The organism is Streptomyces sp. NPDC048441 (assembly GCF_043200235.1).
Classification (GTDB): domain Bacteria; phylum Actinomycetota; class Actinomycetes; order Streptomycetales; family Streptomycetaceae; genus Streptomyces.
On sequence record NZ_JBICXM010000002.1, the window covers coordinates 375,585 to 388,809 of the forward strand.

Sequence of the window (13,225 nt, forward strand, 5' to 3'; positions counted from 1 at the left end):
GACGCCGCCTGGTCCGGTCCTAGTCCTCGTGCCCCAGCTGGAGATCCCGCTCCGTACGCCCCCCGCCCGCGACCTGGAGCACGGTCGCCACCGGCGGGTAGCCCGCGGCGATGACCGTGTACTCGCCGGACGACAGGTCGATGAACCGGAAGGTGCCGTCCTCCCTGGTCGTGAGGGTGTCCACGACATTGCCCGCCGCGTCGAGCAGCGTCACGCGCGCGTCCTCCACGGGCCGCCCGCCGCTGGCCCGCACGGTCCCGCGCAGGACGGCACCGCCCGCGAGCTCCACGTCCTGGCGGGTCTCGCGCGATGCCTGCACGGTGACGGGCAGGGCCGCGGGGCGGAAGGCGGGGGCGCTGGCGGCGAGGGTGTACTCGCCCGCCACCAGCTCCGTGATGACATAGCCGCCTTCGCGTCCGCTGCGGGCGGTGGCGACGACCTCGCCGCGTACGTCGGTCAGGGTCACCGCGGCGTCCCTGACCGGAGTTCCGTCGGCGGTGACCACGCATCCCGCCAGCCGCCCGGCGCCCCCGAGCACCACGTCGAGCTCCACGGGGCGCTCCCCGACGGTGACAGTGACCGCCTGCGGCTGATGGCCTCCCGCGGCGGCGATCAGGACGAACGAGCCCGAACCCGGCGTGGAGAGCGCGTAACGCCCGTCGTCGCCGCTCGCGCCGCGGCCGATCTGCCGTCCCCCGACGTCGATGAGGGTCAGGGCGGCGCGGGGCACCACGGTGCCGTCCGGGTGCTGGACGGTGCCGCAGACGGGCACACCGGCGGCGTGCGGGATGCGGGCCTGCGGGATGGGCGTGGGCTCGGCCGTGGGGGCGTCCTGGGACGTGGGGCTGGACAACAGGGGTGTCTCCTTGAGGAAGAACGTGATCAACATGCCGAGGGCGAGCACCGGCACCAGATAGAGGAAGATCCGCGGCATCGCGTCGGCGTACGCCTGGATGTAGCCCTCGCGCAGCGCGGCGGGCATCGCGTGCACCAACTGCGGGGTGATGGCCTCGGAGTCGGGAATACCTGCCCCGGCCGGGATGCGGTCGGCGAGCGAGTCCGCGAGCCGGTCGGCGAAGAGGGTGCCGAAGATCGCGGCCCCGACGCTGCCGCCGATCTGCCGGAAGTAGGTGTTGGCGCTGGTGGCCGTGCCGAGGTCGGCGGGGCGTACCGCGTTCTGCACGGCGAGGATGAGCACCGGCATGATGAGACCGACACCTGTGCCGAGCACGGCCATCCAGATGCTGTAGTGCAGCCGCGGCGTATCGACTTCGAGCCGCGAGAGCAGCCACATGCCGATGGTGGACAGGACGCCGCCGATGACCGGATAGATCTTGTAGCGGCCCGTGTGGCTGATGAGCTGCCCGGAGAGGATCGAGGCGCCGACGACGCCGCCCATCATCGGCAGCATGAGCAGTCCGGACTCGGTGGCGCTCGCGCCGTCGACCATCTGCAGGAAGGTCGGCAGATAGCTGGCCGCTCCGAAGAGGGCGATTCCGACGACCATGCCTACTAGAGCGGTGATGTTGAAGACCGAATCACGGAACAGGCGCAGCGGAATGATCGGTTCTGCTGCGAAGTGCTCGGCGACGACGAAGAGCACGACCGAGGCGAAGGACCCGGCCGCAAGACCCAGGATGACGCGCGAGCCCCACTCGTACTCGGTGCCGCCCCAACTGGTCAGGAGCACAAGGCAGGTGGAGGCCGAGGCGAGCAACAGGGCCCCGATGATGTCGAGTCGGGGCTTCGCGATGGGCTTGGGCAGCTTCAGTACGAAGCTGACGACGGCGAGGGTGACCAGGCCGAACGGCACATTGAAGTAGAAGCACCAGCGCCAGGTCACATGGTCGGTGAAGAACCCGCCGAGCAGCGGCCCCGCGACCGAGGCGAGGCCGAACGCGGCGCCGATCAGGCCCATGTAGCGGCCGCGCTCCCGGGGCGGCACGATGTCCGCGATGATCGCCTGCACGCCGATCATGAGGCCGCCCGCACCGATGCCCTGAATGGCGCGGAAGGCGATGAGCTGGTCCATGGTCCGCGACCAGCCGGCGAGCGCCGAGCCGATGATGAAGATGAGAATCGCGAACTGGAAGACGCCCTTGCGCCCGAAGAGGTCGCCGAGCTTGCCGTAGATGGGCAGCCCGACCGTGGAGGTGAGCAGATAGGCGGTGATCGCCCAGGACATCCTGTCCAGACCGTGCAGTTCACCGACGATCTTCGGAAGCGCGGTGGCGACGATCATCTGCTCGAGCGCGGCGAGCAGCAGGGCGAGCATGAGCCCGACGAAGACCATCCGGACGCGTGCGGGGCTGAGCCCTTCCACCGCGGAGACGTACTCCCGAGGCGGTGGGGCCTCCTCGGTGTCCGGAGACGGCGGTGCCGCCTCCAACTCCCCCCGCTCGGCGCCCTTCACCAGCGTCGTCGTCCCGCCCACGTCCTGCTCCCCTCGTCGCGCCTGCGCCGCACATTTCTCGCATTACGCGACAACTGCGAGCAAGCGCGACGAGTCGCACCTACGTGGGGCCCGGCAGACGTAAGCGCCGGTGGGAGCCCTACGGCGTACAACTGGCCCGAACGGAAAACCACTCGAAACGGTGAGCGTGAGAACAACCCTGATGGGCTACAGGAGTTGACCGGAGCGGTGGCGCGAGATTACTTCCCGCCCTCTCCGGACCGCTTCCCGCCCTCGCCGGATTACTTCTCGACCTCGCCGGCGAGCTTGCCGAGCACCTCGTCGTAGATCCGCCCGAGCCCCTTGGGAGCGAAGGTCCGCTCGAAGAAGCCGCCGATCCCGCTAGCGCCGTTCCACGCGCTGGAGACGACCACGCGCGCCTTGCCCTCCCCGGCGGGGGTCACGGTCCAGGTGGTGACCATGGTGGAGTTGCGGTCCTTCTCGACGAGCTGGCCATCGGTCGGCTCGCTCACCTCGAGCAGGCAGTCGCGGATCCGCTTGCTGGTCGCCTGGAGCTTCCAGTGGACGAGCGTTCCCTCGCCGTCCCCGCCCTCGCGCACCTCGAACTCACTGAAGTGCTCCGACAGGATCTTCGGGCGCGTGCCTTCGTAGTCGGCAAGCGCGTCGAAGACGTCCTCCGGCCGCGCCGCGATGATCCGCTCCGTGGTCGCCTCGACCTGCGCCATGGCACTTCCTCCAGCATTCGGTGAATCGGGGGGGTTCGCCGAAAGCCAACCACCCTGCGTACCAGCCCCCCAAATCGGGGTCGCCGAGCAACGCCACATACCGGGTCGCACGATCAAGGGAACATGTGTTCTATTCTGTGGTCAGTGCTACCGAGGAGGCGTCATGCGCTGGGAGAACCTCGCCGACGGGCCGTCACGGGGTGCCACGGATGCCGCGCTGTTCGGCGCGGACGCGGTCACCACCCGGACCTTCGACACACCCGAGTTCCGTGGGATCACCTTCCACGAGATCCGGGCCAGAACGATCGTGAACCGCGTACCGGGAGCCTCCCGGATGCCCTTCGAATGGACGGTGAATCCCTACCGGGGATGCACGCACGCGTGCGTCTACTGTTTCGCCCGCAAGACGCACAGCTATCTGGACCTCGACACGGGGCTCGGCTTCGACAGCCAGATCGTGGTCAAGGTCAACGCGCCCGATCTGCTGCGCCGCCAGCTCGCCTCGCACCGCTGGCACGGCGACCACATAGCCATGGGCACGAACGTGGACTGCTATCAGCGCGCCGAGGGGCGGTACGGCCTGATGCCCGGGATCATCGCCGCCCTGCGCGATCACGCGAACCCGTTCTCCATCCTTACGAAGGGCACGCTGATCCTGCGCGATCTCGATCTGCTGCGGCAGGCCGCCGCCGTCACCGACGTCGGGGTCTCCGTGTCCGTCGGCTTCGTCGACCAGGAACTGTGGCGCACCGTCGAGCCGGGCACGCCCGCCCCGGAGCGGCGGCTCGACGTCGTCAGGACGCTGACCGAGCATGGCATCGAGTGCGGGGTCCTCATGGCACCGGTGATCCCGTTCCTCGGGGACAGGCCCGAACAACTGCGGGCGACCGTACGGGCCATCGCCGCATCGGGAGCCACCTCCGTCACGCCGCTCGTGCTGCATCTGCGGCCCGGAGCGCGCGAGTGGTTCATGGAATGGCTGAAGCAGCACCATCCCTACCTCGTGCGGCGCTACGAGCGGCTGTACGCGGAAGGCGCCTATGCCCCGAAGTGGTACCAGCGCCGGATCACCCGGCAAGTGCACGAGCTGGCCGAGGAGTTCGGCATCGGCCCCGCACGTGCGGGCGCCGCCCGCCGCGTCCGCGTACCTCAGGAGACGGAAGCCGCACCCGCCTCACCCGGCGGCACGCAGCTCACCCTGCTCTGAGCATGGTCCAGGATGGACGGATGAGCCGACTGACCCACATCAACGCCCCCGCAGGCGTCTTCCCCGCCACGGCGTACACCCACGTCGTCATGGGCACGGGCCGCTTCGTCGCGATCTCCGGGCAACTCGCCCTGGACCAGGACGGAAAGCTGGTCGGCGAGGACGATCCGGCCGCTCAGGCGCGGCAGGTCTTCGACAATCTGCGGCGCTGCCTGCTGGCCGCGGGCGGCGGCTTCGACGACGTGGTGAAGCTGACGTACTACGTCACGGACATGGCGCACATGCCCGCGATCCGGGCCGCTCGGGACGCCCACATGGACCCGGCACGGCTCCCGGCATCCTCCGCCGTACAGGTCGCCGGTCTCGTCTCGCCGCAGTTCCTGATGGAGATAGAGGCGTACGCCGTACTGTGAGCCACCGTTGCCGGCGACGCGCTATTCCGGCAGCCGGGCAAGGGCCGCGGACGCCGCCGCCGCGAGCCGCGGATAGCCGCAGGCCCGCGTCAGGACGGGCCTGGCCCGCGGGTCGCCCAGCGCCCCGAGGCCCTCCACGCACGCGAGTGCGATCTTCCCGAAGGGATCGTGCGGGGCGAGCCTGCGCCCCAGCGTGGTGATCAGGGCGGGCGCCGACTCGGGGGCGCGCAGTTCGGTGAGCAGCCGCACCGGGTGCAGCGCGTAGGCGACGCGCAGTTCGTTGGTGGCCAGGGCCGCGGCCGCCCGCGCCGTACGCGGATCGCCGAGCCGGGCCAGGGCGTACGCGGCTGCCGCGCAGCGCGAGGGGTCCCGGTGGTTGAGGAGAAGCACCAGGGACTCGAAGGCGCGGTTGTCCCCGGCGGCACCGAGCCGGACCGCGGCCAACTCCCGTGCCCACAGCGGCTGGCCCGCCGCCGCGAGCACTTCCGCGAGTTCTTCCCGGTCGCCGGTCGTGACCAGCCTCTCGTAGGTCTGTGAGACTCCCGCCTCACGGCGTAAGCGTTCCGTCACCGTCCGCAACTCCACGTCCATGACGGGGAGCCTATCCGCGTTGTAGATCACAAACCCTGGGGACTGGCGCGCTCGTTACTCGCCGGTTAGTCTCATGTGAGCGGGGCACACTCCTCGTAGCAGTTCCCCAACTCATGGCGGCCTGGTGACGCAGCCGTTGTGAGTGCTTGTCGGTTCGGTACTTCACGTACCTCAGCTCCATCCAGTGCGACGTGGCTCCGGGACAGAGCCGGTCGACTCTTCACGGGCGTGTGCGCTCAGCCGCCCGGTCACGACACGCAGCTCGCCTCATCTCCCGTACGACGCTGTACACCGCGCCTCCATCGACGCGCCTGCGTGCACCCCTCAGTCGTCACTCTCTTCCTGGAGTCCACGCATGGACACTCCCCTGAACACTGTCGCCGTGATCGGTCTCGGCACGATGGGCACCGGCATCGCCGAGGTCCTGGCCCGCGCGGGACGCGAGGTCATCGGCATCGACATCAGCGAGGCCGCGGTCCGGCAGGCCGTCGCCGCCATCGAGGCGTCGACCGCCCGTGAGGTGCTCCGTGAGCACCTCACAGAGGACGAGCGGCAGGGCACCCTCGCCCGCGTCCGCACCTTCACCGACCTCCAGGCAGCGGCCGACGCCGACCTGGTGATCGAGGTCGCCCCGGAGTCGTACGAGATCAAGCAGCAGATCATCCGCGAGCTCGACGGCGTCGTGCGTCCCGAGACGATCATCGCGACCGGCACGAACGCCCTGTCCGTGACCCGTCTCGCTGCCGAGTCGCAGCGCCCCGAGCGGGTGCTCGGCCTGCACTTCTTCAACCCGGCCCCGGCGATGAAGCTGGTCGAGGTGGTGTCGTCCGTGCTGACCGCGCCCGCGGCCGTCGCCTCCGTCACCGACCTGGCGTACGCGCTCGGCAAGGAGCCCGTCGCGGTCGGCGACCGGCCCGGATTCGTCGCCGACGGCCTGCTCTTCGGCTACCTCAACCAGGCCGCGGCCATGTACGAGGCGAAGTACGCGTCCCGCGAGGACATCGACGCCGCGATGAAGCTGGGCTGCGGCCTCCCGATGGGGCCCCTCGCCCTGCTCGACCTGATCGGCGTCGACACCGCCCGCACCGTCCTCGACGCGATGTACTCCGAGTCGCACGACCGCCTGCACGCCCCCGCGCCGATCCTCAAGCAGCTCAGCGAGGCGGGCCTGACAGGACGCAAGTCGGGGCGCGGCTTCTACTCGTACGAGCAGCCGGGCAGCGCGGAGGTGGTGCGCGACGCGCTGACCCCGCTGGAGGGCGCACGGCAGGCAGGCGGGCGCACCGTCCGCTCGGTCGGCGTCGCCGGGTCGGGGACCATGGCGTCCGGCATCGCAGAGGTCTTCGCCAAGGCCGGGTACGACGTGGTGCTCGCCGCGCGCAGCGAGGAGAAGGCTCAGAAGGCCAAGTCCCGTATCGGCAAGTCGCTTTCGCGCTCTGTCGACAAGGGGCGGATGACGGCGGAGACCGCGGCCAAGACGCTTGACCGGATCACTCCGGCCGGTACGTACGAGGCGTTCGCCGACGTCGATCTGGCGCTCGAGGCGGTCGCCGAGGACCTGGAGATCAAGCAGCAGCTGTTCGCGACGTTCGACAAGGTCTGCAAGCCGGGCGCGATCCTGGCGACCACCACCTCGTCGCTGCCGGTCGTGGCCTGCGCCCGTGCCACCTCGCGTCCCGGTGACGTGATCGGTATGCACTTCTTCAACCCGGCCCCGGCGATGAAGCTCGTCGAGGTGGTCCGCACGGTCCTCACGGACGACGACGTGCATGCGACGGTCCGCCAGGTCTGCACGACGATCAAGAAGCACCCGGTGGACTGCGGCGACCGCGCGGGCTTCATCGTGAACGCGCTCCTGTTCCCGTACCTCAACAACGCGATCAAGATGGTCCAGGAGCACTACGCGACGCTCGACGACATCGACGCCGCGATGAAGCTCGGCGGCGGCTACCCCATGGGCCCCTTCGAGCTCCTGGACGTCGTCGGCCTGGACGTCTCGCTCGCCATCGAGAAGGTCCTGCACCGCGAGTTCCGCGACCCGGGCCTCGCCCCCGCTCCCCTGCTCGAACACCTGGTGGCCGCGGGCTGCCTCGGCCGCAAGACCGGCCGCGGCTTCCGCGAATATGCCCGACGCTAAGCCGGGCACGGACGCGGGCGCACCGGGCGACGATGCGCACACGGACTGGGGCGGGCTGCTCGAACCGTCGGGCGGCCCTGTCCCGCAGGAGCAATCGGCTGCGCATATGCAGTACGTTCGGGTCATGCCCAAGGCCGCCAAGTCCACACGTACGCCCGCTACGCCCGACGCTCCGGAGAGCGCGGCGGGCAGCCGCGCCGCCGCCCAACGGCTCAAGATGCGCCGGGAGCTGGCCGCCGCGGCGATGGAGCTCTTCGCTTCCAAGGGGTACGAGGCGACGACGGTCGACGAGATCGCGGCGCGGGCCGGGGTCGCACGGCGGACCTTCTTCCGGCACTTCCGCTCCAAGGAAGAGGCGATCTTCCCGGACCACGACGACACGCTGATCCGGGCGGAGGCGGTCCTGAACGCGGCGCCGCCGCACGAGCACCCGCTGGACACGGTGTGCCGTGGCATCAAGGAAGTCATGAAGATGTACGCGGCATCGCCCGCGGTGTCCGTCGAGCGGTACCGCCTGACGCGCGAGGTTCCCACGCTGCGCGAGCGGGAGATCGCCTCGGTGGCCCGCTATGAGCGGCTCTTCACGCGTTACCTGCTCGGCCACTTCGACGAGCAGGCGCACCACGACGGCAACGACGACCCGCTGCTCGCGGAGGTCGCCGCGTCGGCGGTGGTGACGGCCCACAACCACGTCCTGCGGCGCTGGCTCCGTGCGGGCGGTCAGGGCGACGTGGAGACCCAGCTGGACCATGCCTTCGCCATCGTCCGCAGGACGTTCGGTTCAGGCATCGGGGCAGGGCGTGACACGACCACCGCTCCGGCGGCATCGGTGAGCACCGGGGGCGATGTCCTGGTCACGGTGGCCCGGACGGACGCACCGCTGGACGAGATCATGCGGACGATCGAGAAGGCGCTGCGGGAGTCATAGACGGAGTCATAGACGGAGTCATAGACGGAGTCATAGACGGAGTCATAGACGGAGTCATAGATCCCGTTCTCCACCTTTTTGTCCTGGGCTTTTGAGGGGGCGCTACTCACGAGTAGCGCCCCCTCTGGCGTACCGTCACACCCTCTGACCTGCACTGATCGATCATCCATCAAAAATTGATGGCACTCAGTGTCTTGCTCACTGGCACGCGGTGTCATACGTTGATGTTGTCCGGGCGGCCGGCGTGCAGAGAACTTCCGTACGCCGGCTGTCCCCACAAGCCACGGCTCGTGCGCCCGGACGCCTGCGTCACAGGCAACCTCCCGCGCCACACCCAGCGCTGCCGAGCTACACCCTCCGCCGAACCGACGGCACACCCTCCACCACCTGCACCAGCAGCACCCGACGTAACCCTCAAGAGCGTGCTCCCCTCAGAAGGGGCCCGCACTTCGCCGGAGGCATCACCGTGAAGGAAATCCTGGACGCGATCCAGTCGCCGGACACCACGTCCGCCGACTTCGCCGCTCTCCCCCTGCCCGACTCGTACCGCGCGATCACCGTGCACAAGGACGAGGCGGAGATGTTCGCCGGGCTCGAGACCCGCGACAAGGACCCCCGCAAGTCGCTGCACCTGGACGACGTGCCGGTGCCCGAACTCGGTCCGGGCGAGGCGCTGGTGGCCGTGATGGCCTCCTCGGTCAACTACAACTCCGTGTGGACCTCGATCTTCGAGCCGGTGTCCACCTTCAGCTTCCTCGAGCGCTACGGCCGCCTGAGCGAGCTCACCAAGCGCCACGACCTGCCGTACCACGTCATCGGCTCCGACCTCGCGGGCGTCGTCCTGCGCACCGGACCCGGCGTGAACGCCTGGAACCCGGGCGACGAGGTCGTCGCGCACTGTCTGAGCGTCGAGCTGGAGTCCTCGGACGGCCACAACGACACGATGCTCGACCCCGAGCAGCGCATCTGGGGCTTCGAGACGAACTTCGGCGGCCTCGCCGAGATCGCCCTGGTCAAGTCCAACCAGCTCATGCCGAAGCCCGACCACCTGAGCTGGGAAGAGGCGGCGGCCCCCGGCCTGGTGAACTCCACCGCCTACCGCCAGCTGGTGTCACGCAACGGCGCCGGGATGAAGCAGGGCGACAACGTCCTGATCTGGGGCGCGAGCGGCGGGCTCGGCTCGTACGCGACGCAGTTCGCCCTGGCCGGCGGCGCCAACCCCATCTGTGTCGTCTCCAGCGAGCAGAAGGCGGACATCTGCCGCGCGATGGGCGCCGAAGCGATCATCGACCGCAACGCGGAGGGCTACAAGTTCTGGAAGGACGAGCACACCCAGGACCCCAAGGAGTGGAAGCGCTTCGGCAAGCGCATCCGCGAGCTGACCGGCGGCGAGGACGTGGACATCGTCTTCGAGCACCCGGGCCGCGAGACCTTCGGCGCCTCGGTGTACGTCACGCGCAAGGGCGGCACCATCGTCACCTGCGCCTCGACCTCGGGATACACCCACGAGTACGACAACCGCTACCTGTGGATGTCCCTGAAGAAGATCGTGGGCTCGCACTTCGCCAACTACCGCGAGTCCTGGGAGGCCAACCGCCTCGTCGCCAAGGGCAAGATCCACCCCACCCTCTCCCGCGTCTACTCCCTCGAAGAGACCGGCCAGGCCGCCTACGACGTGCATCGCAACCTCCACCAGGGCAAGGTCGGCGTCCTCGCCCTCGCGCCCCAGGAGGGCCTGGGCGTGCGCGACCCGGAGATGCGTGCCCAGCACGTCGACGCGATCAACCGCTTCCGGAACATCTGAGGGCTGGGGTTCGTACATGACAGAGCGTCAGAAGGACCGGCCGTGGCTCATGCGGACCTACGCCGGTCACAGCACGGCCGAGGCGTCCAACGAGCTGTACCGGCGCAACCTCGCCAAGGGTCAGACAGGCCTCTCGGTCGCGTTCGACCTGCCCACGCAGACCGGCTACGACCCTGACCACATCCTCGCCCGCGGCGAGGTCGGCCGGGTCGGGGTCCCCGTCTCGCACGTCGGCGACATGCGGCGCCTGTTCCAGGACATCCCCCTGGACCAGATGAACACCTCGATGACGATCAATGCCACGGCCATGTGGCTCCTGGCGCTCTATCAGGTGGTGGCGGAGGAGCAGGGCGTGGACATCACGCAGCTCCAGGGGACGACGCAGAACGACATCGTCAAGGAGTACCTCTCGCGCGGGACGCACGTCTTCCCGCCGGTGCCCTCCCTCCGTCTCACCACCGACATGATCACGTACACGGTGGCGCACATCCCCAAGTGGAACCCCATCAACATCTGCAGTTACCACTTGCAGGAGGCCGGGGCCACTCCGGTGCAGGAGATCGCGTACGCGATGTCCACCGCGGTCGCCGTCCTCGACGCCGTACGCGATTCCGGCCAGGTGCCGGAAGAGAAGTTCGGTGACGTGGTCGCCCGTATCTCCTTCTTCGTGAACGCGGGCGTCCGCTTCGTCGAGGAGATGTGCAAGATGCGCGCCTTCGGGCGCATATGGGACCGCATCACGCGCGAGCGGTACGGCATCACCAACCCCAAGCAGCGCCGTTTCCGCTACGGCGTGCAGGTCAATTCCCTCGGCCTGACCGAGGCGCAGCCCGAGAACAACGTCCAGCGCATCGTCCTGGAGATGCTGGCCGTCACGCTCTCCAAGGACGCACGCGCGCGTGCCGTGCAGCTGCCCGCCTGGAACGAGGCGTTGGGCCTGCCCCGGCCGTGGGACCAGCAGTGGTCGCTGCGCATCCAGCAGGTGCTCGCCCTGGAGAGCGATCTCCTCGAGTACGAGGACATCTTCGAGGGCTCGCACGTCATCGAGGCCAAGGTCGAGTCCCTCGTCGAGGAGTCGCTCGCCGAGATCGACCGTATCGAGCAGATGGGCGGCGCGATGGCCGCCGTCGAGTCCGGCTACCTGAAGTCCCAGCTGGTCTCCTCCCATGCCGAGCGCAGGGCGCGCATCGAGTCGGGCGAGGAGAAGATCGTCGGCGTCAACGCCTACGCGTCGACGGAGCCGAACCCGCTCACCGCCGACCTCGACACCGCGATCATGACGGTCGACCCCGCGGTCGAGAACCGCGTCGTGAACGCGCTGAAGCACTGGCGCGACACCCGCTACCAGCCGCCGTTCAACCACCCGCGCCCCTGCAAGGCCCTGGAGAAGCTGAAGGAGGTCGCCGCGGGCTCGGGCAACCTCATGGAGGCCACCCTGGAGTGCGCACGCGCCGGTGTGACGACCGGGGAGTGGTCCGGCGCCCTGCGGGAGGTCTTCGGGGAGTTCCGGGCGCCCACGGGCGTCTCAAGCGCACCCGTGACCGTTACCGCGGAGGCGGGCACGCCGCTCGCCCTCGTCCGCGACAAGGTCGCCAAGACCGCCGCCGACCTCGGCACCGGCAAGCTGCGCTTCCTGGTCGGCAAGCCGGGCCTCGACGGGCACTCCAACGGGGCCGAGCAGATCGCGGTGCGCGCGCGTGACGCCGGTTTCGAGGTGGTCTACCAGGGCATCAGGCTCACGCCCGAGGAGATCGTCGCCGCCGCGCTCGCCGAGGACGTACACGCCGTGGGTCTGTCGATCCTCTCCGGCTCGCACGCGCAGCTCGTGCCCGACGTGCTCGTGCGCCTGCGCGAGGCGGGCGCACCCGACATCCCCGTGATCGCGGGCGGCATCATTCCCAACAGCGACGCCGAGGACCTGAAGGCGGCGGGTGTGGCCGCCGTGTTCACCCCCAAGGACTTCGGCATCACCGAGATCATCGGCCGTATCGTCGACGAGATCCGGAAAGCGAACAAGCTCGACCCTCTGGAGGTCCCCGCATGACCGCGCCCATCAATCGTCTCCGCCCGCGACGCTCGTGTCTCGCGGTCCCAGGTTCGAACCCGCGCTTCCTGGAGAAGGCCCAGGGCCTCCCCGCCGACCAGGTCTTCCTCGACCTGGAGGACGCCTGCGCGCCGCTGGCCAAGCCGGAGGCCAGGCACACGATCGTCAAGTTCCTCAACGAGGGCGACTGGACGGGCAAGACGCGGGTCGTGCGCGTCAACGACTGGACGACCGAGTGGACGTACCGCGACGTCGTCACGGTCGTCGAGGGCGCGGGCCAGAACCTCGACTGCATCATGCTGCCGAAGGTGCAGAGCGCCGACCAGGTCGTCGCGCTCGACTTCCTGCTCACGCAGATCGAGAAGACGATGGGCTTCGAGGTCGGCAAGATCGGCATCGAGGCGCAGATCGAGAACGCGCAGGGCCTGAACAACGTCAACGCGATCGCGCAGGCGTCCCCGCGCGTCGAGACGATCATCTTCGGCCCGGCCGACTTCATGGCATCGATCAACATGAAGTCCCTGGTCGTCGGCGAGCAGCCGCCCGGCTACCCGGCCGACGCCTACCACTTCATCCTGATGAAGATCCTGATGGCAGCGCGCGCCAACAACCTCCAGGCGATCGACGGCCCCTACCTCCAGATCAAGAACGTCGACGGCTACCGCGAGGTCGCGAACCGCGCCGCCGCGCTCGGCTTCGACGGCAAGTGGGTCCTGCACCCCGGCCAGGTCGACGCCGCCAACGAGGTCTTCTCGCCCTCCCAGGAGGACTTCGACCACGCCGAGCTGATCCTCGACGCGTACGACTACTGCACCTCCGAGGCGGGCGGCAAGAAGGGCTCCGCGATGCTCGGCGACGAGATGATCGACGAGGCCAGCCGCAAGATGGCGCTCGTCATCTCGGGCAAGGGGCGCGCCGCGGGCATGAACCGTACCTCCAAGTTTGAGATCCCGGAGGCTTGAG

General features: G+C 69.1%; 10 protein-coding genes. 7 read left to right on the forward strand and 3 right to left on the reverse strand.

The genetic code is table 11. The features are described from left to right. Positions 1 to 19: 19 nt before the first annotated feature. Complete coding sequence (locus ACGFSB_RS05950; RefSeq protein ID WP_393394692.1) at positions 20 to 2,434, reverse strand: MFS transporter; 2,415 nt, start codon at positions 2,432 to 2,434, stop codon at positions 20 to 22. Between the two features lie 260 nt (positions 2,435 to 2,694). Beyond that, entirely contained in the window at positions 2,695 to 3,138 is a 444-nt protein-coding gene (locus tag ACGFSB_RS05955) for an SRPBCC family protein (protein ID WP_393394695.1), read from the reverse strand. A 163-nt stretch (positions 3,139 to 3,301) separates the two neighbouring features. Here ACGFSB_RS05955 and ACGFSB_RS05960 point away from each other — a divergent pair, with 163 nt between their 5' ends. Next, a complete protein-coding gene (locus tag ACGFSB_RS05960) occupies positions 3,302 to 4,345 on the forward strand; it encodes an Rv2578c family radical SAM protein (protein ID WP_393394698.1) in 1,044 nt (347 codons plus the stop codon). Positions 4,346 to 4,365: 20 nt separating this feature from the next. Next, positions 4,366 to 4,758, forward strand: coding sequence for a RidA family protein (locus tag ACGFSB_RS05965; protein ID WP_393394701.1), 393 nt, complete (start codon positions 4,366 to 4,368; stop codon positions 4,756 to 4,758). A 21-nt stretch (positions 4,759 to 4,779) separates the two neighbouring features. Here ACGFSB_RS05965 and ACGFSB_RS05970 read toward each other — a convergent pair whose 3' ends face one another. Then, positions 4,780 to 5,349, reverse strand: coding sequence for an adenylosuccinate lyase (locus ACGFSB_RS05970; RefSeq protein WP_393394703.1), 570 nt, complete (start codon positions 5,347 to 5,349; stop codon positions 4,780 to 4,782). A 355-nt stretch (positions 5,350 to 5,704) separates the two neighbouring features. Here ACGFSB_RS05970 and ACGFSB_RS05975 point away from each other — a divergent pair, with 355 nt between their 5' ends. The 5 genes from ACGFSB_RS05975 (at position 5,705) to ACGFSB_RS05995 (ending at position 13,224) form a co-directional block, all read left to right on the forward strand. After that, a complete protein-coding gene (locus ACGFSB_RS05975; protein ID WP_393394706.1) occupies positions 5,705 to 7,486 on the forward strand; it encodes a 3-hydroxyacyl-CoA dehydrogenase family protein in 1,782 nt (593 codons plus the stop codon). 106 nt (positions 7,487 to 7,592) lie between these two features. Further along, positions 7,593 to 8,414, forward strand: coding sequence for a TetR family transcriptional regulator (locus tag ACGFSB_RS05980; protein ID WP_393395772.1), 822 nt, complete (start codon positions 7,593 to 7,595; stop codon positions 8,412 to 8,414). A gap of 460 nt (positions 8,415 to 8,874) precedes the next feature. Beyond that, on the forward strand, positions 8,875 to 10,218 hold the full coding sequence (ccrA, locus tag ACGFSB_RS05985; RefSeq protein WP_393395774.1) for a crotonyl-CoA carboxylase/reductase: 1,344 nt from the start codon (positions 8,875 to 8,877) through the stop codon (positions 10,216 to 10,218). A 16-nt stretch (positions 10,219 to 10,234) separates the two neighbouring features. Continuing rightward, positions 10,235 to 12,262: a methylmalonyl-CoA mutase family protein gene (locus ACGFSB_RS05990; protein WP_393394709.1), complete on the forward strand. Its 2,028-nt coding sequence runs from the start codon at positions 10,235 to 10,237 to the stop codon at positions 12,260 to 12,262. After that, a complete protein-coding gene (locus ACGFSB_RS05995; protein WP_393394712.1) occupies positions 12,259 to 13,224 on the forward strand; it encodes an HpcH/HpaI aldolase/citrate lyase family protein in 966 nt (321 codons plus the stop codon). Before ACGFSB_RS05990 ends, ACGFSB_RS05995 begins: the two co-directional genes overlap by 4 nt. Position 13,225: the final 1 nt, after the last annotated feature.

What these genes read in the sequence shown, in the direction of transcription:
- ACGFSB_RS05955 (WP_393394695.1), bottom strand. Translation starts at nt 3,138, where the DNA reads ATGGCGCAGGTCGAGGCGACCACGGAGCGGATCATCGCGGCGCGGCCG.
- ACGFSB_RS05960 (WP_393394698.1), top strand. Translation starts at nt 3,302, where the DNA reads ATGCGCTGGGAGAACCTCGCCGACGGGCCGTCACGGGGTGCCACGGAT.
- ACGFSB_RS05965 (WP_393394701.1), top strand. Translation starts at nt 4,366, where the DNA reads ATGAGCCGACTGACCCACATCAACGCCCCCGCAGGCGTCTTCCCCGCC.
- ACGFSB_RS05970 (WP_393394703.1), bottom strand. Translation starts at nt 5,349, where the DNA reads ATGGACGTGGAGTTGCGGACGGTGACGGAACGCTTACGCCGTGAGGCG.
- ACGFSB_RS05975 (WP_393394706.1), top strand. Translation starts at nt 5,705, where the DNA reads ATGGACACTCCCCTGAACACTGTCGCCGTGATCGGTCTCGGCACGATG.
- ACGFSB_RS05980 (WP_393395772.1), top strand. Translation starts at nt 7,593, where the DNA reads ATGCAGTACGTTCGGGTCATGCCCAAGGCCGCCAAGTCCACACGTACG.
- ACGFSB_RS05990 (WP_393394709.1), top strand. Translation starts at nt 10,235, where the DNA reads ATGACAGAGCGTCAGAAGGACCGGCCGTGGCTCATGCGGACCTACGCC.
- ACGFSB_RS05995 (WP_393394712.1), top strand. Translation starts at nt 12,259, where the DNA reads ATGACCGCGCCCATCAATCGTCTCCGCCCGCGACGCTCGTGTCTCGCG.